This is a genomic window from Cupriavidus sp. SZY C1 (assembly GCF_032190535.1).
In the GTDB taxonomy this organism is placed as follows: Bacteria; Pseudomonadota; Gammaproteobacteria; order Burkholderiales; family Burkholderiaceae; genus Cupriavidus; species Cupriavidus pauculus_C.
Window position 1 is genome coordinate 418,990 of the sequence record NZ_JAUANU010000002.1, and the last position, 21,193, is coordinate 440,182.

The following is a 21,193-nucleotide window of genomic DNA, read 5'->3' on the forward strand; positions in this document are numbered from 1 at the left end:
GCAATGATGTTTGGCAAATTGAGTTTGTCGGCGATTCCGTTTCATGAGCCGATCATCATGATCACGCTGAGCTGCGTGGCCCTTGGCGGGCTGGCGCTGCTCGGCGCGATCACGTATTTCAAGAAGTGGGACTACCTGTGGACCGAGTGGATTACCTCGGTCGACCACAAGCGCATCGGCGTGATGTACTCGCTGGTGGCGCTGATCATGCTGCTGCGCGGCTTTGCCGACGCCATCATGATGCGTACCCAGCTTGCCGTGGCCACCAACGGTGCCACCGGCTTCCTGCCGCCCGAGCACTACGACCAGGTGTTCACGGCCCACGGCGTGATCATGATCTTCTTCGTGGCCATGCCGCTGATGACGGGCTTGATGAACCTCGTGGTGCCGCTGCAGATTGGCGCGCGCGACGTGGCATTCCCGTTCCTGAACACGCTGAGCTTCTGGCTGTTCGTGGCCGGCGCGATGCTGGTGAACGTGTCGCTGGGCGTTGGCGAGTTCGCGCGCACCGGCTGGCTGGCCTACCCGCCGCTGTCGGGCCTGGACTACAGCCCTGGCGTGGGGGTGGACTACTACCTCTGGTCGCTGCAGATTTCAGGGTTGGGCACGCTGCTTACCGGCGTGAACTTCCTGGTGACGATCCTGAAGATGCGCGCCCCGGGCATGACGCTGATGCGCATGCCGGTGTTCACCTGGACGGCCCTGTGCACCAACGTGCTGATCGTGGCCGCCTTCCCGGTGCTGACCGTGTCGCTGGCGCTGCTGGGCCTGGACCGCTACTTCGACATGCACTTCTTCACGAACGATGGCGGCGGTAACGCCATGATGTACGTGAACCTGATCTGGATCTGGGGCCACCCCGAGGTGTACATCCTGATCCTGCCGGCCTTCGGCATCTTCTCGGAAATCATCTCGACGTTCTCGGGCAAGAAGCTGTTCGGCTACAAGGGCATGGTCTACGCCACGGCCGCGATCATGGTCCTGTCGTTCATCGTGTGGCTGCACCACTTCTTCACGATGGGTTCCGGTGCCAACGTCAACGCGTTCTTTGGCATCACGACGATGATCATCTCGATCCCGACGGGCGTGAAGATCTTCAACTGGCTGTTCACGATGTACCGTGGTCGCGTGCAGTTCACGTCGCCGGTGCTGTGGACGCTGGGCTTCATGATCACGTTCGTGATCGGCGGCATGACCGGCGTGCTGATGGCCGTGCCGGCAGCCGACTTCGTGCTGCACAACTCGCTGTTCCTGATTGCCCACTTCCACAACGTGATCATCGGCGGCGTGCTGTTCGGCTACCTGGCCGGCGTCACCTACTGGTGGCCGAAGGCATTCGGCTTCAAGCTGAACGAGCGCCTGGGCAAGTGCGCCTTCTGGTGCTGGCTGGTGGGCTTCTACTTCGCGTTCATGCCGCTGTACGTGCTGGGCCTGATGGGCATGACGCGCCGCCTGAACCATACCGACAACCCGGAATGGACGCCGTGGCTGCACCTGGCCGTGGTGGGCGTGGTGTTCGTGGCGATGGGCATCGGCTTCCAGGTGCTGCAGATCGTCGTGTCGATCCGCGACCGCAAGAAGCTGGCCGACGTGACCGGCGACCCGTGGGGTGGCCGCACGCTGGAATGGGCCACGTCGTCGCCGCCCGCGTTCTACAACTTCGCGCACACCCCGGTGGTGCGTGACCTGGACGCGTTTGCCGACATGAAGGCCCGTGGCGAGAAGATGCCGACCAGCGGGTTCGAGCAGATCCACATGCCGAAGAACACGGCAGCCGGCTTCTACATGGGTGCCTGGAGCCTGGCGCTGGGCTTTGCGCTGACCTGGCACATCTGGTGGCTGGCCGCCGTGGGCCTGGTCGGCATGGTCGTGGCGTTCATCCGCCGCGCCAACGATGACCACATCGACTACTACGTGCCGGCCGCCGAGGTTGAGCAGATCGAAACCCGCTACCAGCAGCGTGTGGCTGCCCAGGGCTGATAACCATGTCGACAGAAGTTCTTGACCGCTTCGGGGCGCAAGCCCCCGCGCATGCGCACTCGCACGACGAGGCGCACGACCACGCGCATCACGACACCAGCGAGAACACGATCTTCGGGTTCTGGCTGTACCTGATGAGCGACTGCATCCTGTTCGCGTGCCTGTTCGCCGCGTTCGCCGTCCTGCGCGGCGAAGTGGCGGGCGGCCCGTCGGGCAAGGAGCTGTTCGAGCTCAACTACGTGCTCGTGGAAACCGCCATCCTGCTGTTCTCGTCGATCACCTACGGCTTTGCCATGGTGTCGATGCAGAACCAGCAGCGTGGCCGCGTGATGTTCTGGCTGGCCGTGACGTTCCTGCTTGGCGCGGGCTTCATGGCGATGGAAATCAACGAGTTCGCCCACCTGATCCACGAAGGCGCCGGCCCCAGCCGCAGCGCGTTCCTGTCATCGTTCTTCACGCTGGTCGGCACGCACGGCCTGCACGTGGCAAGCGGCATGGTGTGGATGCTGGTACTGATGTACCAGTTGTCGAAGAAGGGCCTGACGCCGGTGGTGGCCAAGCGCCTGAACTGTCTCAGCCTGTTCTGGCACTTCCTGGACGTGGTCTGGATCGGCGTGTTCACGGTCGTCTACCTGATGGGAGCAATGTAAATGGCACAGCAACACGCTACGAGCGCCCACGGCGCCTCGCACGGCCACAGCAGCGTCAAGTCGTACGTCATCGGCTTCGTGCTAGCCGTGATCCTGACCGTGATCCCGTTCAAGATCGTGATGGACGGCTCGATGGACCGCGCCACCACGCTCTGGATCATCCTGGGCATGGCCGTCGTGCAGATCGTCGTCCACCTGAAGTACTTCCTGCACCTGGACGGCTCTGATGGCCAGAAGTGGAACGTGATGGCGCTGCTGTTCACGGTCCTGATCCTGTTCATCGTGCTGGCCGGTTCGCTCTGGATCATGCACAACATGAACGCAAACATGATGCCGTGGATGAGCAAGTAACCGCCATCGCCGGTATCTGACGAAACGGGGCCTTCGGGCCCCGTTTTTTATTGCCCGCGGTGCGCCATGCACCGGCGGCGCACGGTCCTGCACCGTGCCGCATCGATGCACGGCATCGGTGCATCCTCCTGCCGCCTGCCGCGCGCGGCACGCGCACCGTCCTGGTGCGCCGCGATTCCCTTTCCGCCGATTTGTCGCGTCGCCGATGCCTGGCAACGGTTTGCGGGCGATGCGCCCGATGGCACGCTAGTTGCAGAAGCATCACCCGGGGTGCGTAGTCCCTACCAAACACGACAAACTGGGAGCTGCAATGAAACGACGTGACATGCTGAAGCTGTCGGCGGTGGCCGCCGCGGCGATGATCGGTACCAGCCCGCTGATGGCGCAGACCAAGGAGCCGATCAAGGTCGGCATCCTGCACTCGCTGTCCGGCACGATGGCCATTTCCGAGACGTCGCTGAAGGACGTGGCGCTCATGACGATCGACGAGATCAACAAGAGCGGCGGCCTGCTGGGCCGCAAGCTTGAGCCCGTGGTGGTAGACCCCGCCTCGAACTGGCCGCTGTTCGCCGAGAAGGCCCGCCAGCTCGTCACCAAGGACAAGGTCGCGGTCACGTTCGGCTGCTGGACGTCGGTGTCGCGCAAGTCCGTGCTGCCGGTCTACGAGGAACTGAACTCGCTGCTGTTCTACCCGGTGCAGTACGAGGGCGAGGAAATGTCCAAGAACGTGTTCTACACGGGCGCCGCGCCGAACCAGCAGGCCATCCCGGCGGTGGAATACCTGATGAGCAAGGAAGGCGGCGGCGCCAAGCGCTTCTTCCTGCTGGGCACCGACTACGTCTACCCGCGCACCACCAACAAGATCCTGCGCGCGTTCCTGAAGAGCAAGGGCGTGGCCGACAAGGACATCGAGGAGGTCTACACCCCGTTCGGCCACAGCGACTACCAGACCATCGTCGCCAACATCAAGAAGTTCTCGCAGGGCGGCAAGACCGCCGTGATCTCCACGATCAACGGCGACTCCAACGTGCCGTTCTACAAGGAACTGGGCAACGCCGGCCTGAAGGCCAAGGACGTGCCGGTGGTGGCGTTCTCCGTGGGCGAGGAAGAACTGCGCGGCATCGACACCAAGCCGCTGGTGGGCCACCTGGCCGCGTGGAACTACTTCATGTCGGTCAAGAACCCGCAGAACGATGCGTTCAAGAAGCAGTGGGCGGCATGGGTCAAGGCCAACAACCTGCCCGGCGGCGACAAGCGCGTGACCAACGACCCGATGGAAGCCACCTACGTGGGCATCCACGTGTGGGCCCAGGCCGTCAAGAAGGCCGGCACCACCGACGTGGACAAGGTGCGCGCCGCCATGTACGGCCAGACCTTCAAGGCCCCGGACGGCTTCACGCTGACCATGGGTGACAACCACCACCTCTACAAGCCCGTGATGATCGGCGAGGTGAAGGGCGACGGCCAGTTCAACGTGGTGTGGAAGACGGCCAAGCCGGTCCGCGCCCAGCCGTGGAGCCCGTTCATCGCCGGCAACGAAGGCAAGGCCGACAAGGTCAACTAAGCCGGCCCCGGCTTGGTCATGCATCCCCTTTCCCGCCCGGCGGGAGAGGGGGCGCCCGCAGGTCATCCGAACGAACAAAAGACGCGATCCATCGCGCTACACCAGACTCCTGAATGCACCGACCACATGCGTCATGGCTGGCATGGCTGCGCGCCGTGCTTGCCGCCTTGCTGCTGGCCGCCGCCCCGCTCTGGGCCGCCACGCCGCTGACCCAGGCGGACCTGAAGCCGCTGGCCGAAGACGACTTCGATGCGAAGACCGCCGCGCTGACCCGCATCACGCAGGCGCCGCCCGCCCAGGCCGAGCCGATCCTGAAGGCGCTGCAGGACGATGCGCTGCAGTACGCGCCGTCCGTGGGCATGGTGCGCACCGACGGCGACAAGACGCTCGACGCGATCACCGGCCAGCCGGTCACCGTGCCGGCCGATTCGCTGGAATCGCTGACGCTGAACAACAGCCTGCGCGCCATCGTCGACAGTGCCGCCAGCAGCCTGCTGCTGCAGTCGGCCGACATCGCCGTCCGCACGCAGGCCATCGCCACGCTGCTGGACCAGCCCGAAAGCGCGTCGCGCCCGGCGGTGGAGGCAGCCCGCAAGGCCGAGGCCGACGCCGGCCTGCGCGCCCGGCTCGACGTGATCTGGGCCAGCACGGTGCTGGCCGAGGGTACCGACGCGGCGCGCGGCGACCGCATCGAGGCCATCCGCATCCTGGCCAGCGACAGCAACCCGCAGTCGCGCCAGAAGCTGGCACCGCTGATGGAAAAGGACGACGCCGGCAAGTACCGCGAGCCCGACGAGGGCGTGCGCGTGGCCGCCCAGCAGGCCATCGACCAGTTGCGCAGCGGCGAGCGCCGCGCCGAGGTGGTCGGCAACCTGTTCGCGGGCCTGAGCCTGGGCAGCGTGCTGCTGCTGGCCGCGCTGGGCCTGGCCATCACGTACGGCCTGATCGGCGTCATCAACATGGCGCACGGCGAATTCCTGATGATCGGCGCCTATGCCACCTACGTGGTGCAGACGCTGTTCCGCGCCTACGCGCCGCCCGAGGCGTTCGGCTGGTACCTGCTGGCCGCGCTGCCGGCATCGTTCCTGGCCGCCGGCCTGGTCGGCTTCGCAATCGAGCGCATCGTGCTGCGCCACCTGTACGGCCGTCCGCTGGAAACGCTGCTGGCCACGTTCGGTATCAGCCTGCTGCTGATGCAGGCCGTGCGCACCATCTTCGGCGCGCAGAACGTGGAGGTGGCCAACCCGGCGTGGATGAGCGGCGGCTTTACCGCGATGGCCGGGCTCGTGATCCCGTACAACCGCGTGGTCATCATCCTGTTCGCGCTGGGCGTGGTGGCCGTGGCCTGGGCCGTGCTGAACCGCACGCGGCTGGGCCTGTTCGTGCGCGCCACGACGCAGAACCGCACGATGGCCGCCTGCGTGGGCGTGCGCACCTGGAAGGTGGACAGCTACGCGTTCGCGTTCGGCGCCGGCATTGCCGGGCTGGGCGGCTGCGCGCTGTCGCAGATCGGCAACGTGGGCCCGGACCTGGGCCAGGCGTACATCATCGACTCGTTCATGGTCGTGGTGCTCGGCGGCGTGGGCCAGCTGGCCGGGACGATCGTCGGCGCCTTCGGCCTGGGCATCATCAACAAGTTCATCGAGCCGTTCTACGGCGCGGTGCTGGCCAAGATCTTCGTCCTCGTGCTGATCGTGCTGTTCATCCAGAAACGGCCACAGGGACTTTTCGCGCTCAAGGGGCGCAGCGCGGAGGCCTGACATGCGCAGTTTTTCCTCTGAATCCGGCAAGACGTTCCGCCTGGCCGTGCCCGAGCGCCCGCCGCTGTTCTCGGGCCGCGTCTGGACCCTGCTGGTGGCGCTGACCGCCATCGTCGGCATCGGCGTGCCGGTCTGCGCGCTGCTGCTGCCCGAGGGGCATCCGCTGCACCTGTCGGCTTACGCGCTGACGCTGGTCGGCAAGATCATGTGCTTTGCGCTGGCCGCCATCGCGCTGGACCTGGTCTGGGGCTACTGCGGCATCCTGAGCCTGGGCCACGGGCTGTTCTTCGCGCTGGGTGGCTACGCGATGGGCATGTACCTGATGCGGTCCATCGGCCGCGAGGGCGTCTACAAGAGCGACCTGCCCGACTTCATGGTGTTCCTTGACTGGAAGGAACTGCCCTGGTTCTGGCAGGGCACCGAGCACCTGCCGTACGCGCTGCTGCTGGTGGTGCTGGTGCCGGGCGTGCTGGCTTGGCTGTTCGGGTACTTCGCGTTCCGCTCGCGCATCAAGGGCGTCTACCTGTCGATCATCACGCAGGCCATGACCTACGCGGCGATGCTGCTGTTCTTCCGCAACGAGACCGGCTTCGGCGGCAACAACGGCTTCACGGACTTCAAGCGCATCGCCGGCTACGCCGTGGCCGCGCCGGAGACGCGCACCGCGCTGTTCGTGCTGACGTTCCTGGCGCTGGTCGGCGGGTTCGTCGCGTGCCGCTACATCGTCACGTCCAAGCTCGGACGCGTGGTTACCGCCGTGCGCGACGCCGAGATGCGCGTGATGTTCTCCGGCTACAACCCGCTCGGCTACAAGCTGTTCGTCTGGACGTTCTCGGCCGTGCTGTGCGGCATTGCCGGCGCGCTGTACGTGCCGCAGGTGGGCATCATCAACCCGGGCGAGATGTCGCCGGCCAACTCGATCGAGATGGCCGTCTGGGTGGCCGTGGGCGGGCGCGGCACGCTGATTGGCCCGATCGTCGGCGCGTTCCTGGTCAACGGTGCCAAGACGATGTTCACGGCCTACTTTGCCGAGTACTGGCTGTTCCTGCTCGGTGCGATGTTCGTGCTGGTAACGCTGTACCTGCCCGACGGCGTGGTCGGCCTGGTGCGCCGCCTGCGCGGCCGGCGCACCGCCGCGCAGAAGATCGACGCCGCGGCGGCCGAGGAACCGGTGGCCGCGCCGCAACAAGGGAGCAACGCATGAACGCCGCACTGGGAGTGGAGCATGCCGAAAGCGGCGACGCCACGGGCCTGGGCCGCATCGTCGAGCCGGGCGTCATCGACACCACGCACGGCCCGATCCTCTACATCGAGGACCTGACCGTGCAGTTCGACGGCTTTCGCGCGCTGAACAAGCTGTCGCTGTCGATCGACCACGGCGAGCTGCGCTGCGTGATCGGCCCCAACGGCGCCGGCAAGACGACGATGATGGACGTGATTACCGGCAAGACCGGCCCGCGCAACGCCAACGTCACGGGCCGCGTGTTCCTGGGCCAGACCATCGACCTGATGCGCATGACCGAGCCGAAGATCGCCCAGACCGGCATCGGGCGCAAGTTCCAGAAGCCCACGGTCTTCGAGCAGCACGAAGTCTGGGAAAACCTGGAACTGGCGATGAAGGCCGACAAGCGCTGGTGGTCGTCGCTGCGCGCGCGGCTGACCGGCGACGGCCACCGCCGCATCGAGGAAACGCTGGCGCTGACCGGGCTGGAGGACGAAGCCTACCGCCCGGCGGGCCTGCTGTCGCACGGGCAGAAGCAGCGGCTGGAGATCGGCATGCTGCTGATGCAGCAGCCGCAGCTGCTGCTGCTCGACGAGCCGGTGGCCGGCATGACCGACGAGGAAACGATGCAGTTGGCCGGCCTGCTGAACAGCCTGCGCGGCACCTGCTCGATGATGGTGGTGGAGCACGACATGGAATTCGTGGCCGCGCTGGCCGGCGACGCCGGTAAGGTCACCGTGCTCGCCGAAGGCAGCCTGCTGGCCGAGGGCACGCTCGACGCCGTGAAGCGCGACGAGCGCGTGATCGAATCCTACCTGGGAAGATAACGATGCTGCAGGTCAATGCACTGAACCAGTTCTACGGCGGCAGCCACATCCTGCGCGACGTCTCGTTCGACGTGCCGCAGGGCCGGCTGACCACGCTGCTGGGCCGCAACGGCGTGGGCAAGAGCACGCTGCTGAAGTGCCTGATGGGCGTGGTCCCCACGCGCAGCGGCACGGTCCACTGGGACGGCAAGGCGCTGGAGAAGAAGGCGCCGTACGAGCGCGTGTCGGCCGGGCTGGCCTATGTGCCGCAGGGGCGCGAGATCTTTCCGCGCCTGACGGTCGAGGAAAACCTGCTGATCGGCGCCGCCAGCCGCGGCAAGCCGGCCGGCGTGCCGGACCGCATCTACCAGTTGTTCCCGGTGCTGCGCACCATGCGCCAGCGGCGCGGCGGCGACCTGTCGGGCGGCCAGCAGCAGCAACTGGCCATCGGCCGCGCGCTGATGAGCGAGCCCAGCCTGCTGATCCTGGACGAGCCCACCGAGGGCATCCAGCCGTCGATTATCCAGGACATCGGCCGGGCGCTGCGGCTGCTGGTCGACGAGTACGGCATGACCGTGCTGCTGGTGGAGCAGTACTACGAGTTCGCGCGCCACCTGGCCGACCACTACGTGGTGATGAGCCGCGGCGAGGTGGTGGCCAAGGGCGCGGGCGCGACGATGGAGCAGGACGGCGTGCGCGAGCTGATCGCCGTCTGACGCCGCGCCGCCTGCGCCGGCCGCCGTGCCGCCTTCCGGTGGAGGCGGCCGCGCGCTATGATCGCCGCCAACGCCCCCGCGCCCCCGCGCCCCCTGAACCCGCCGAATCCGTTTCGATGCGTCACCCCGATTTCCCTTCGTCGCTTGCCGCCCCGTCCACATGGCACGCCAGCCTGCGCCTGCGCTTTGCCGTGCGCGCGGGCCGCACCGCCATGGTCGAGCGCCGCCACGAAGGCCCGCTGCGCGTGCAGAAGCCGCTCTATCCCGAGGGCGACATCTGCCACGGCGTGGTGCTGCACCCGCCGGCCGGCGTGGCTGGAGGCGACCGGCTGGACATCGACATCGCCGTGGCGCCGGGCGCCCATGCGGTGCTGGCCACGCCGGGCGCCACCAAGTGGTACAAGTCGCTCGGCCGCGACGCCGCGCAGCATGTGCGCATCGACGTGGCCGAAGGCGCACGGCTGGACTGGCTGCCGCAGGAGAACATCGTGTTCGACGATGCCCGCGCGCGGATCGGCACCGACGTCGACGTGGCGCCCGGCGGCAGTGCCATCGGCTGGGACGCCGTCGTGCTGGGCCGGCTGGCCTCGGGCGAGCGCTGGGCCAGCGGATCGCTGTGGCTCGACACGCGCATTGCCTGCGCCGGCCGCGCGCTGTGGATCGAGCAGTCGCATTTCGACGCCGCGTCGCCGTTGCGCGGCGCGGTGGCCGGCCTGGACGGCCTGCCCATCCTCGGCACGCTTTGGGCCGTGGGGCAGGGCGCCACACAGGAGCTGGCCGAGGCACTGGCTGCGTCGCTGCCGTACCGGCCCGACCTGCGCGCCGGCGTGACCTGCCTGGCCGCCGCCGGGCCGGCATCGATGCCGATGCTGCTGATGCGCGTGCTGGGCCGCGACATGGAGGCCGTGCGACACCTGATGATCGACGGCTGGCAGGCCCTGCGCCAGCCCCTGCACGGCGTGCCGGCCCGCCCGCTGCGGCTCTGGGCCACCTGAACAACCACGAAGAACTGGATCCGACACATGGAACTGACACCGCGCGAGAAAGACAAGCTGCTGATCTTCACCGCCGCGCTGCTGGCCGAACGCCGCCGCGCGCGCGGGCTCAAGCTCAACTACCCCGAGGCCGTGGCGCTGATCACGGCCGCCATCATGGAAGGCGCGCGCGATGGCCGCACCGTGGCCGAACTGATGCACGAAGGCACCACCGTGCTGGCGCGCGAGGACGTCATGGACGGCGTGGCCGAGATGATCCCCGAGATCCAGGTCGAGGCCACCTTCCCGGACGGCACCAAGCTCGTGACCGTCCACCACCCGATCGTCTGACGCGCCCATGCCGCGCCAGCCCCGCCCATCCGACATGCACAACAAGAGGAACCACCCGATGCGCCATTCCGCCCATTCCCTCGATACCGTCCGCCGCCGCCTGCGTACGCTGGCGCCGCGCGTGGCCACCGGCGCCGCGCTGTCGCTGGCCGCCGCGTCGGCCCTGGCCCATCCGGGTCACGACGCCGCCACCGTCGGCGCCAGCCTGTTCGCCGGGCTGGCCCACCCGTTCACGGGCGCCGACCACCTGCTGGCCATGGCCGCCGTGGGCGTCTGGAGCGCGCTGGCCGCGCCGCCCCAAGGCGCGTTCGGGCAGGGCGATGCGAAGCGCGCGCTGCTGCGCCTGCCGTTCGCGTTCGTGGCGATGATGCTGGTGGGCGCGGTGCTGGGCCTGGCGGGCCTGTCGCTGCCGGCCGTGGAGCCGATGATCGCCGCCTCGCTGCTCGTGATCGGGCTGCTGGTGGCCGCGCGCGCCCGGCTGTCGGCGCCGGCCGGCATGGCCATCGTCGGCGGCTTCGCGCTGTTCCACGGCTACGCGCACGGCGCCGAGCTGCCCACCACGGCCGCCGCGCTGCCGGCCGTGCTGGCCTACGTCGGCGGCTTTGCCGCGAGCACGATGGCGCTGCACGTGATGGGCATCGGCGCCGGCACGTTCCTGCGCCGCCATGCGGGCTGGATCGCGCGCGTGGCCGGGGCGGGCGTGGCGTTGTACGGCGCCGGCCTGCTGGTGGCCTGACCCATCCCAAGGAGCCAGGCGATGATTCCCGGGGAACTGATGCCGCTGGACGGCGAGATCGAACTGAACGCGGGCCGGCCGACGGTCAGCGTGACCGTGGCCAACACGGGCGACCGCCCGGTGCAGGTGGGCTCGCACTTCCATTTCTACGAGACGAACGCGGCGCTGTCGTTCGACCGCGAGGCCGCACGCGGCTTCCGGCTGGACATCGCGGCGGGCACGGCCGTGCGCTTCGAGCCCGGCCAGTCGCGCACGGTGCAGCTCGTGGCGCTGGACGGCGACCGCATCGTCTACGGCTTCAACGGCAAGATCATGGGAGCGCTGTGATGAGCGTGAAGATTTCGCGGCAGGCGTATGCCGAGATGTTCGGCCCCACCACGGGCGACCGCCTGCGGCTGGCCGACACGGGGCTGGTGATCGAGGTCGAGCGCGACTTCACGATCTACGGCGAGGAGGTCAAGTTCGGCGGCGGCAAGGTGATCCGCGACGGCATGGGGCAGAGCCAGCGCATGTCGCAGGACTGCGTCGACACGGTCATCACCAACGCGCTGATCGTCGACCACTGGGGCATCGTCAAGGCCGACATCGGGCTCAAGCACGGCCGCATCGCCGGCATCGGCAAGGCCGGCAACCCGGACATCCAGCCGGGCGTGACCATCGTCGTGGGCCCCGGCACCGAGGTCATTGCCGGCGAGGGCATGATCGTCACGGCCGGCGGCATCGACACCCACATCCACTTCATCTGCCCGCAGCAGATCGAAGAGGCGCTGATGAGCGGCGTGACGACGATGATCGGCGGCGGCACGGGGCCGGCCACGGGTACCTACGCCACCACCGTGACGCCCGGCCCGTGGTACATGGAGCGGATGCTGCAGGCCGCCGACGCCTACCCGATGAACATCGGCTTCCTGGGCAAGGGCAACGCCAGCCAGACCGGCCCGCTGACCGAACAGGTGCAGGCCGGCGCCATCGGGCTGAAGCTGCACGAGGACTGGGGCACCACGCCGCAGGCCATCGACACCTGCCTGACCGTGGCCGACGACACCGACACCCAGGTGGCCATCCACACCGACACGCTGAACGAGGGCGGCTTCGTCGAGGCCACCATCGCCGCGTTCAAGGGCCGCACGATCCACACGTACCACACCGAGGGCGCCGGCGGCGGCCACGCGCCCGACATCATCAAGGTCTGCGGCGAGGCCAACGTGCTGCCGTCGTCGACCAACCCCACGCGGCCGTACACCGTGAACACGCTGGACGAGCACCTGGACATGCTGATGGTCTGCCATCACCTGGACCCGTCGATCGCCGAGGACATCGCCTTTGCCGAGTCGCGCATCCGGCGCGAGACCATCGCCGCCGAGGACATCCTGCACGACCTGGGCGCGTTCTCGATGATCTCCAGCGATTCGCAGGCCATGGGCCGCGTGGGCGAGGTGATCCTGCGCACCTGGCAGACCGCGCACAAGATGGCGGCGCAGCGCGGCAAGCTGCCGGGCGACCCGCACGACGCGCGCGGCGGGCACGACAACTTCCGCGTGCGGCGCTACATCGCCAAGTACACGATCAACCCGGCGCTGACGCACGGCATCGCGCACGAGGTGGGGTCGATCGAGGTGGGCAAGTGGGCCGACCTGGTGCTCTGGAAGCCGGCGTTCTTTGGCGTGAAGCCGAGCCTGATCCTGAAGGGCGGCATGATCGCCGCGGCGGCCATGGGCGACCCCAACGCGTCGATCCCGACGCCCCAGCCGGTGCACTACCGCCCGATGTTCGCATCGGCCGGCGGCGCGCTGCCCAGGTCGTCGCTGACGTTCGTCTCGCAGGCCGCGCTGGCGGCCGACGTGGGCGGGCGCTACGGGCTGGCCAAGACGCTGGCCGCCGTGCGCGGCTGCCGCACCGTCAGCAAGCGCGACATGGTGCACAATGACTGGCAGCCCCACGTCACCGTCGATCCCGAGACGTACCAGGTGGTGGCCGACGGCCAGTTGCTGACGTGCGAGCCCGCCACCGTGCTGCCGATGGCGCAGCGCTACTTCCTGTTCTGACCCGTGATCAAGATCGACAAAGTCCTGCCCGCGCCGCATGGCATCGCACCGGTACTGGTGCGCCGCGCCCCCAAGCTGGTGCTGCCATTCGGCGACCGCAGCAAGAGCCGCCTGCGCGCGGTGCTCGATAACGGCACCGAGGCCGCGCTGTTCCTGCCGCGCGGCACCGTGCTGCGCGGCGGCGACCTGCTGGTGGCCGAGGACGGCACCTTCGTGGAAGTCCAGGCCGCCGCGGAATCGGTGCTCGAAGTCAGCGCCACCGATCCCCAGGCGCTGATGCGCGCCGCCTACCACCTGGGCAACCGCCACACCCCCGTGGAAGTGGGCCGCGACTACCTGCGGCTGGAATACGACCCCGTGCTGGCCGACATGCTGGCCCGCCTGGGCGTCCAGGCATCCCGCGCCAACGCCCCCTTCGAACCCGAAGCCGGCGCCTACGGCGGCGGCCACAAACACGGCCACGACGCCACGTTCGCCGAAGACTACGCCACGGCGCAGGCGGTGTTCCACGAGCACCATGGGCATGATCATGGGCATGGGCATTCGCATGGGCATGGGGGACACTGTGGGCATGAGCATTGACGGGATGTGATCAATGGTTGAACGGCTGGCCCTCTCCCCCAACCCCTCTCCCGCTAGCGGGAGAGGGGAGACCACCAACGGAACTGACAACGCCCCCGCCAGCACCGGCAAGGCTGCTGGTTTGCTTACCCCCACCAGCGCTGGCGAGGCTGCTGGTTTGCTCCCCTCTCCCGCTGGCGGGAGAGGGGCCGGGGGAGAGGGCCGGCGCCTGAGTCGCTACGCGTTCGCAAAGTCCCTCCGCACCCGCCAGACCAATGCCGAAGAACGCCTCTGGTACTTCCTTCGGGCTCACCGATTACTCGGGCTGAAGTTCAAGCGGCAGGTGCCACTGGGACCCTACGTCGCGGACTTCGTCTGCATGCAGTACCACCTCATCATCGAAGCCGACGGCAGCCAGCACGGCACGCCGGCAGACATGGCCCGCGATCGCTGGCTGCAGGCGCAGGGCTACACGGTCCTGCGCTTCTGGAACAACCAGATCGACCACGAGATCGACGGCGTGCTGGAATCGATCCGCCTGGCCGTGCTGGCACGCGGTTTCGTAGAGCCGCCGTCCCCGGTCACCGACCATGCGGTCCCCCGTCCCGCCGGCGGACAGGGCCGGCGCATCCAGGGCGCCCCATGACAACCCTCCCACAGCTCATCTCCCTGCTGCACCTGGCCTCGCCGGCGCTGCCGATTGGCGGGTTCAGCTATTCGCAGGGGCTGGAGGCGGCCATCGACTGCGGGCTGGTGGCCGATGCCGGCACGGCGGAGCGGTGGATTCACGACAACCTTTCGCACGTGCAGGCCCAGTGCGAGGCGCCGGTCTGGCTGTTGCTGCATCGCGCGTGGCGGGCTGGCGATCACGGCGCGGTGGCGCACTGGAACGGCTGGTTCCATGCCACGCGCGAGACGGCCGAGCTGCGGCTGGAGACCGAGCAGATGGGATGGTCGCTGGCGAAGCTCGTCGCGCAGATGGGCTGGGGCGACGACGCCATGCGCGGCGTGCTGCGCGACCTGTCGCCGCTGTGCCTGCCCACGGCGTTCACGGCGGCCTGCGTGGCGCTGGGCATCGACGGGCGCGACGGCCTGGCGGCCTATGCGTTCAACTGGGCCGAGAACCAGGTGGCCGCCGCGATCAAGGCCGTGCCGCTGGGGCAGGTGGCCGGCCAGCGCATCCTGCTTGGGCTGCATGGCGCCGTGCAGGCGACCGTCGACGAAGCCGTACGCCGCGCCGATGCCGAGCCGCCGCGGCTCTCCACGTTCTCGCCCATGCTCGGGCTGCTGTCGGCCCGGCACGAGACCCAGTATTCCCGGCTGTTCCGCTCGTAGGCGGCCGGCCCAACTCCTGAAGCTTTCGATCATGACCCGTACCAAGAAGAATCCTCCCCTGCGCGTCGGCGTGGGTGGCCCGGTGGGCTCCGGCAAGACCACGCTGCTGGAAATGCTCTGCAAGGCCATGCGCGACCGCTATGACCTCGTGGCGATCACCAACGACATCTACACGAAGGAAGACCAGCGCCTGCTGACCATCTCGGGCGCGCTGCCGGCCGAGCGGATCATGGGCGTGGAGACGGGCGGCTGCCCGCACACGGCGATCCGAGAGGATGCGTCGATCAACCTGGAGGCCGTGGACCGCATGCTGGCGAAGTTTCCCGACGCCGACGTGGTGTTCATCGAGTCGGGCGGCGACAACCTCGCCGCCACGTTCAGTCCCGAGCTGTCGGACCTGACGATCTACGTGATCGACGTGGCCGGCGGCGAGAAGATCCCGCGCAAGGGCGGGCCGGGTATCACCAAGTCAGACCTGCTGGTGGTCAACAAGACCGACCTGGCGCCGTACGTGGGGGCGTCGCTGGAAATCATGGAAAGCGACACGCGCAAGATGCGCGGCGAGCGTCCGTTCGTGATGGGCAGCGTGAAGTCGGGGCAGGGGCTGGACCAGGTCATCGCCTTCATCGAGCAGCAGGGCATGCTGAACGTCTGAGCGCGCGCGGCGCGGCTGGCGAAGGGCGCCCGGCCTGGGCGCCGGGGTGGTGCTTCAGCGCGTGTGGCGCCGGGCCAGCGCGCGGGCCACGCCGGCCACGACGTCGCGGTCCACGTCGTTCAGTTCCGCCATGTACCGCAGCGTGGCCTGCACCGACGGCGACTGCTCGGCGTCGAACGGCGACCGGGGCGCGTCCTGGCTCTCCTCGGCACGATGCTTGGAAAAGTCAAGCATCTCGGTTGGCGCAACACCGAGCGTATCCGCGAGGGTACATATGTTGTATAGCGCAACATTGCGCGTGCCGCGTTCGATGCCGCTGAGGTACGATCGGGCCAGGCCGCTTTCCAGCGACAGCGCTTCCTGTGACCAGCCGCGCTGCTTGCGCAACCAGGTCAGGTGCCGCCCGAACAGCTTGAGTGGGTCTGCTGTCATATGCTGCTGTGTGGATACTAAGTCGCTAAGTCGATCGAGCCTAAGGGTTCGACCTATGCACAACGACAACTTATAGTTCGTCGTTCTATCGGTGCCAGATCGCAATCCTAAGCGCGCTGACTATCGCGATGGCGGCACAGATGCCGGCCTGTCCGTCGAACACAGGGGCATCGAAAACGGCCCCGCCCGGCATGGGCGGCGGGGCGGAAAACCGCGCCACGCCGTCCATTGCGGATACCGGGGCGCCGGGCACACCCGGCCTGCCTGGCGGGTTCCGCAAGGCCGTGCAGCCGGCCCCCTTGCCACCCCGCAGCCAACCTCCGTCACACCCCGCCGGCCGAAACCGAGGCCGGCATCGGTTGACGGGGATGTGTCATTCCGGCAACGGCCGGCGGCGCTCAGCGGCGCTGATATTGCGTGGCCCCGAACAGGATCTCGCGTTCCTTGTCCGATTGCAGCGGCTTGCGCTCCTTGGCCAGCACCTCCACGCCGCGCTTGACGGCCGGGCGCTCGGCAATCTCGTTGAACCAGCGCTTCAGGTGCGGGTAGTCGTCCAGCTCCACGCCCTGGTTCTGCCAGCTGCGCAGCCACGGGAAGGTGGCGATGTCCGCGATGGTGTAGCTGTCGCCGGCCAGCCAGGCGTGGCGGGACAGCTGCTTGTCGATCACGCCATACAGGCGCCGGGCCTCGTTGGTGTAGCGGTTGACCGCGTATTCGATCTTTTCGGGCGCGTAGATGCGGAAATGGTGCGCCTGGCCCAGCATCGGGCCCACGCCGCCCATCTGGAACATCAGCCACTGCAGCGCGTCGTACTTGCCGCGCACGTCATCGGGCAGGAATTTGCCGGTCTTGCCGGCCAGGTAGAGCAGGATCGCGCCCGATTCGAACAGCGAGATCGGCGCGCCGTCGGGGCCGTCACTGTCGACGATCGCCGGGATCTTGTTGTTGGGGCTGATCTTGAGGAAGTCGTCGCCGAACTGGTCGCCGGCGCCGATGTTGATCGGATGCACCTTGTACTCGAGACCGCATTCCTCGAGCATGATGTGGACCTTGTGGCCGTTCGGGGTGGCCCACGAATAGACGTCGATCATTTTGCAACGCGCTCCATGGTGAATTGGCGGAGGCATTACAGCACAGAGTGAAAAACCCTGCTGACGGGAGATCTAACGCGCCGGGCCGGGCCCCCTGGAGTGGGGGCGCCGGCCCGGGCGGCAGGTCAGGTCAGGGCGGGGCAGGTCAGGAACCGCGCGTGACCGGCATCTGGATGCTGTCTGCGCTGACGTTCATGTGCTTGGCCAGTTCCAGCTTGGCGATGGCGTTGCGGTGCACCTCGTCCGGACCGTCGGCCAGGCGCAGCGTGCGCTGGTGGGCCCACCAGTTGGCCAGCGGGAAGTCGCTGGACACGCCGGCGGCGCCATGCACCTGGATGGCCCAGTCGATCACGCGCAGGGCCACGTTGGGCGCCACCACCTTGATCATCGCGATCTCGGCCTTGGCCACCTTGTTGCCCACGGTATCCATCATGTATGCGGCCTTCAGCGTCAGCAGGCGCGCCATCTCGATATCGCAGCGGGCCTCGGCGATGCGCTCCTGCGTGACGCCATGGCGGGCAATCTGCTTGCCAAAGGCCACGCGCTCCAGGCTGCGCTTGCACATCAGTTCCAGCGCGCGCTCGGCCACGCCGATGCTGCGCATGCAGTGGTGGATGCGGCCCGGGCCCAGGCGGCCCTGCGCGATCTCGAAGCCGCGGCCTTCGCCCAGCAGGATGTTCTCGGCCGGCACGCGCACGTCCTTCAGCTCGATCTCCATGTGGCCGTGCGGCGCGTCGTCATAGCCAAACACCGGCAGGAAGCGCTTGATCGTGATGCCCGGCGTGTCGGCCGGCACGACGATCATCGACTGCTGCTCGTGGCGGCCCGCCTCGGGGTCGGTCTTGCCCATCACGATGTACACCTTGCAGCGCGGGTCGCCGGCGCCCGACGACCACCACTTGGTGCCGTTGATCACGTAGTGGTCGCCGTCGCGCTCGATGCGGCAGGCGATGTTGGTGGCGTCCGACGACGCCACGGCCGGCTCGGTCATCAGGAACGCCGAGCGGATCTCGCCGCGCAGCAGCGGCTCCAGCCACTGGTCCTTGAGCGCCTCGGACGCGTAGCGTTCCAGCGTCTCCATGTTGCCGGTGTCCGGCGCGGCGCAGTTGAAGACCTCGGCCGACCAGGGCACGCGGCCCATGATCTCGCACATCGGCGCGTATTCGAGGTTGGACAGCCCCTCCGGCGCCCGCTTGGAACGCGGCAGGAACAGGTTCCACAGGCCGGCCTCGCGCGCCAGCGGCTTCAGTTCCTCCACTACCTTGGTGGGCACCCATGCATTGCCGGCCTCGCGGTTGGCCTGCACTTCGGCATAGAAGCGCTTTTCGTTCGGATAGATGTGCTTGTCGAAGAAGGCCAGCAGCCTGGCCTGCATCTCCTTGACCTTGGGCGAGTATTCGAATTGCATGAGGTCTCCTCGGGGGTTTGGTGGGCACGCGCGTGCCGACTGTGGCTACTCTAGCGGAACGATTCAAATTAGAAAAATGAATTTTCTGGATTGGTCAGTATCAATGTGCTGCATTCCGTGCCAGAATGCGCGACATCGGCGCCGGGGTGTCGCGCCAGTCCATTGTTCGTGCAGGAAGGTGCCATGCAACTGAGCCGGATCGACCTTAATCTGTTCGTCGTCTTCGACGCCATCTACAGCGAAGGCAGCATCACCGCCGCAGCCCGCCAGCTCAACCTGACCCAGCCGGCCGTGAGCCACGCGCTGGGCCGGCTGCGCACGCTGTTCGACGACCCGCTGTTCGAGCGGCGCGGGCAGGGCATGGCGCCCACGCCTCTGGCGCGCTCGCTGGCCGGCGAGGTGCGCGGCGCGCTGCAATCGTTTGCCCGCACGCTGCAGGACACGCCGCACTTCGACCCCGCCAACACCACGCGCCGCTTCACCATCGGCATGCGCGACGCGCTGGAAAGCACGCTGCTGCCGCCGCTGATGGCCCGCGTGACGGCCATGGCGCCGCACGTGGAAATCGCCGCCATCCGCTTCGACCGCCGCGAGATGGAGTCCGAGCTGCTTGCGGGCACGCTGGACACCGCCATCGACATCCTGCTGCCGGTCTCGCCGGCGATCCACCATGTCGCGTTCATGTCCGATCCGATGGTCGTGCTGGCCCGGCGCGACCACCCGCTGGTCAAGAAGGAACTGACGCTGGAACGCTACCTGGCTGCCGAGCACGTCCACGTCTCGTCACGCCGGCGCGGCGCGGGGCTCGAAGACCAGGCGCTGCACCGGATGGGCCTGACGCGCCGCGTGCGGCTGCGCTGCCAGCACTATGCGGCGGCCTGCCGCGTGGTGAGCTGTACCGATCTGCTGGCCACGCTGCCGCTGCGCTACGCGCGCATCGCCAACGAGCCGTACGCCAACCGGCTGCTGTCGCTGCCGTTCAAGGTGCCGTCGCTGGAGCTGCACCTGTACTGGCACGCCGGCGGCGAGAACGACGGCGCCAACCGCTGGCTGCGCGAGCAGTTGATGGCGGTCATGACGTCGCTGGGCAACGGCATGGCCGATGTGGCCGGCGAGGCGCCTCCGTCCGCCTGAAGCGCCGGCCGGGCCGCCACGTGCAGCGCGCCCGGATCACACCGTAAGAAAATGTTCGCAGGCTGGACGGGTCCGGGATGCCTCCCTACCATCACCCCGTTCCATCTGCCCCGGACGCCTCCCATCGCGGCGCTGCCGCGCCCTGGTTGGCGTTGTGACGGCCCGCGCGGCCGCCATGCGGGCAGTTTCCCCATTCCTAGATTGCCATGCACCGAGACGATTCCATGTCAGGGAAACCCTTGCCCTTTGCCTTTCTGAAGCTGCGCCCGCTGGCCTGCGGCGCCATGGCCGCCGGCGCGGCGCTGACGTTGGCCGCCTGCGGTGGCGGCGATGGCGGCAGCAGCAGCACGGCGGCGTCGGGCAGCCCGGCGCAATCGGCCGCGCAGCCCGCGACGGGCACCGGCACGCAGCCGTCGACGGGCACGGGCGCCACGGCCACCGCGCCCACGGCCGGCGGCACCGACCGGGGCTGCTACACCGTGTCCGGCAGCGCGCCGGCCCCGGTCACCGGATCGGTCGCGCTGCTGCCCGCGCGCGGCACCGGCGTGTCTGGCTATCGCGTGCTGGCCGATGCCCGCAGCGCGGGCCTGTGCTACGCCAACTATCGCCGCGAGCAGGTGGGCCTGGCGCCGCTGACCGCGCGCGATGCGCTGAACACCGTCGCGCAGAACCACACGGCCTACATGCTGGCCAACAACACGCTCACCCACGACGAGCAGTCGGGCAAGACCGGCTACACCGGCGCGGCGCCCAACGACCGCATCCAGGCCGCCTATCCGACCAACGCCACGGCCGAAGTGGTGGCCGGCGCCAACCGCTGGACGTCGCAGTCGGGCGCCAGCCTGTCGATGACGCCGAAGGACCAGCTTGTGGTGGATCTGGTGGACGCGCCGTTCCATCGCGCCGCGCTGCTGGGCAGCTACGGCTCGGCCGGCAGCGGGTTTGCCGAGAGCGTGGGCGCCGGCAGCAGCGGCGGCACGCAGGCGTACTACTACCAGACGATCGACCTGGCCGACCGCAGCCAGGGCGGTGCCGACAACCAGATGGTGGCCTACCCCTACAACGGCCAGGCCGACGTGCCGGCAAGCTGGGTCAACAACGAAAGCCCGAACCCGGCACCGGCCTACGCGGGCCAGACCATGGGCTATCCGGTGACCGTGCAGGCCGTGAACACCAATCTGGCCTTCAACGCCGACACCTTCACGATCACCGACGCGGCCGGCAACGGCGTGCCGTGCGAGAAGGTGGACGCGCGCACCGCGGGCATGTCGGGCGCCGCGCGCGGCCTGGCGATCTGCACGCCGCGCGCGCCGCTGGCCGCCGGCACGCGCTACAACGTCACCGTCAGCGGCACGCTGAACGGGCAGGGCGTGAACCTGAGCTGGGCGTTCACCACGCGCTGACGCGGTCGTCGGAAGTCGA

General features: G+C 68.2%; 22 protein-coding genes. 19 read left to right on the forward strand and 3 right to left on the reverse strand.

Features of this window, described 5'->3' with window-relative positions; genetic code table 11:
- The first annotated feature begins 6 nt into the window (after positions 1–6).
- From cyoB to ureG, 17 genes are all read left to right on the forward strand, one after another.
- On the forward strand, positions 7–1,980 hold the full coding sequence (gene cyoB / locus QTN24_RS06095; RefSeq protein WP_124685162.1) for a cytochrome o ubiquinol oxidase subunit I: 1,974 nt from the start codon (positions 7–9) through the stop codon (positions 1,978–1,980).
- A 5-nt stretch (positions 1,981–1,985) separates the two neighbouring features.
- Positions 1,986–2,630 carry a cytochrome o ubiquinol oxidase subunit III gene (gene cyoC, locus QTN24_RS06100; protein WP_124684851.1) on the forward strand — a complete coding sequence of 215 codons (645 nt, stop codon included), beginning with the start codon at positions 1,986–1,988 and terminating at the stop codon, positions 2,628–2,630.
- A complete protein-coding gene (gene cyoD / locus QTN24_RS06105; RefSeq protein WP_124684850.1) occupies positions 2,631–2,981 on the forward strand; it encodes a cytochrome o ubiquinol oxidase subunit IV in 351 nt (116 codons plus the stop codon).
- Between the two features lie 310 nt (positions 2,982–3,291).
- Positions 3,292–4,545 carry an urea ABC transporter substrate-binding protein gene (gene urtA / locus QTN24_RS06110; protein WP_313835830.1) on the forward strand — a complete coding sequence of 418 codons (1,254 nt, stop codon included), beginning with the start codon at positions 3,292–3,294 and terminating at the stop codon, positions 4,543–4,545.
- A 113-nt stretch (positions 4,546–4,658) separates the two neighbouring features.
- Positions 4,659–6,305, forward strand: coding sequence for an urea ABC transporter permease subunit UrtB (urtB, locus tag QTN24_RS06115; protein WP_313835831.1), 1,647 nt, complete (start codon positions 4,659–4,661; stop codon positions 6,303–6,305).
- A gap of 1 nt (position 6,306) precedes the next feature.
- On the forward strand, positions 6,307–7,509 hold the full coding sequence (urtC, locus tag QTN24_RS06120) for an urea ABC transporter permease subunit UrtC (protein ID WP_313835832.1): 1,203 nt from the start codon (positions 6,307–6,309) through the stop codon (positions 7,507–7,509).
- On the forward strand, positions 7,506–8,354 hold the full coding sequence (gene urtD, locus QTN24_RS06125; protein WP_313835834.1) for an urea ABC transporter ATP-binding protein UrtD: 849 nt from the start codon (positions 7,506–7,508) through the stop codon (positions 8,352–8,354). Before urtC ends, urtD begins: the two co-directional genes overlap by 4 nt.
- A gap of 2 nt (positions 8,355–8,356) precedes the next feature.
- Positions 8,357–9,049: an urea ABC transporter ATP-binding subunit UrtE gene (gene urtE / locus QTN24_RS06130; RefSeq protein WP_313835836.1), complete on the forward strand. Its 693-nt coding sequence runs from the start codon at positions 8,357–8,359 to the stop codon at positions 9,047–9,049.
- Positions 9,050–9,165: 116 nt separating this feature from the next.
- Positions 9,166–10,044, forward strand: a complete 879-nt coding sequence (locus QTN24_RS06135) for an urease accessory protein UreD (protein ID WP_313835838.1) — start codon at positions 9,166–9,168, stop codon at positions 10,042–10,044.
- Positions 10,045–10,071: 27 nt separating this feature from the next.
- A complete protein-coding gene (locus QTN24_RS06140; RefSeq protein ID WP_011515766.1) occupies positions 10,072–10,374 on the forward strand; it encodes an urease subunit gamma in 303 nt (100 codons plus the stop codon).
- A 58-nt stretch (positions 10,375–10,432) separates the two neighbouring features.
- On the forward strand, positions 10,433–11,110 hold the full coding sequence (locus tag QTN24_RS06145; RefSeq protein ID WP_313835841.1) for a HupE/UreJ family protein: 678 nt from the start codon (positions 10,433–10,435) through the stop codon (positions 11,108–11,110).
- A gap of 21 nt (positions 11,111–11,131) precedes the next feature.
- The gene (locus QTN24_RS06150; protein ID WP_124684841.1) at positions 11,132–11,437 is read left to right on the forward strand and encodes an urease subunit beta; all 306 of its coding nucleotides are present in this window, start codon (positions 11,132–11,134) and stop codon (positions 11,435–11,437) included.
- The gene (gene ureC, locus QTN24_RS06155; protein ID WP_124684840.1) at positions 11,437–13,155 is read left to right on the forward strand and encodes an urease subunit alpha; all 1,719 of its coding nucleotides are present in this window, start codon (positions 11,437–11,439) and stop codon (positions 13,153–13,155) included. The genes QTN24_RS06150 and ureC overlap by 1 nt, the downstream gene beginning before the upstream one ends.
- Positions 13,156–13,158: 3 nt before the next feature.
- Positions 13,159–13,737, forward strand: a complete 579-nt coding sequence (ureE, locus tag QTN24_RS06160; protein WP_313835845.1) for an urease accessory protein UreE — start codon at positions 13,159–13,161, stop codon at positions 13,735–13,737.
- A gap of 13 nt (positions 13,738–13,750) precedes the next feature.
- Entirely contained in the window at positions 13,751–14,362 is a 612-nt protein-coding gene (locus QTN24_RS06165; RefSeq protein ID WP_313835847.1) for an endonuclease domain-containing protein, read from the forward strand.
- Positions 14,359–15,051 carry an urease accessory protein UreF gene (locus QTN24_RS06170; protein WP_313835849.1) on the forward strand — a complete coding sequence of 231 codons (693 nt, stop codon included), beginning with the start codon at positions 14,359–14,361 and terminating at the stop codon, positions 15,049–15,051. Before QTN24_RS06165 ends, QTN24_RS06170 begins: the two co-directional genes overlap by 4 nt.
- A gap of 31 nt (positions 15,052–15,082) precedes the next feature.
- Positions 15,083–15,706, forward strand: coding sequence for an urease accessory protein UreG (ureG, locus tag QTN24_RS06175; RefSeq protein WP_124684836.1), 624 nt, complete (start codon positions 15,083–15,085; stop codon positions 15,704–15,706).
- A gap of 54 nt (positions 15,707–15,760) precedes the next feature.
- On the opposite strand, the gene QTN24_RS06180 is transcribed toward ureG, so the two are convergent.
- The 3 genes from QTN24_RS06180 to QTN24_RS06190 all read right to left on the reverse strand — a co-directional run bounded on the left by QTN24_RS06180 (position 15,761) and on the right by QTN24_RS06190 (position 18,637).
- Positions 15,761–16,138, reverse strand: a complete 378-nt coding sequence (locus tag QTN24_RS06180) for a helix-turn-helix domain-containing protein (protein ID WP_124684835.1) — start codon at positions 16,136–16,138, stop codon at positions 15,761–15,763.
- 398 nt (positions 16,139–16,536) lie between these two features.
- Positions 16,537–17,229 (reverse strand): glutathione binding-like protein, encoded by a 693-nt coding sequence (locus tag QTN24_RS06185; protein ID WP_313835850.1) that lies wholly within the window; start codon positions 17,227–17,229, stop codon positions 16,537–16,539.
- Positions 17,230–17,374: 145 nt separating this feature from the next.
- Positions 17,375–18,637: an acyl-CoA dehydrogenase family protein gene (locus QTN24_RS06190; RefSeq protein ID WP_124684833.1), complete on the reverse strand. Its 1,263-nt coding sequence runs from the start codon at positions 18,635–18,637 to the stop codon at positions 17,375–17,377.
- A 183-nt stretch (positions 18,638–18,820) separates the two neighbouring features.
- On the opposite strand from QTN24_RS06190, the gene QTN24_RS06195 reads away from it, so the two are divergent.
- Both QTN24_RS06195 and QTN24_RS06200 read left to right on the forward strand, forming a co-directional pair.
- Entirely contained in the window at positions 18,821–19,771 is a 951-nt protein-coding gene (locus QTN24_RS06195) for a LysR family transcriptional regulator (protein WP_313835852.1), read from the forward strand.
- A gap of 224 nt (positions 19,772–19,995) precedes the next feature.
- Positions 19,996–21,174, forward strand: a complete 1,179-nt coding sequence (locus QTN24_RS06200) for a CAP domain-containing protein (RefSeq protein WP_313835853.1) — start codon at positions 19,996–19,998, stop codon at positions 21,172–21,174.
- Positions 21,175–21,193 lie beyond the last annotated feature (19 nt).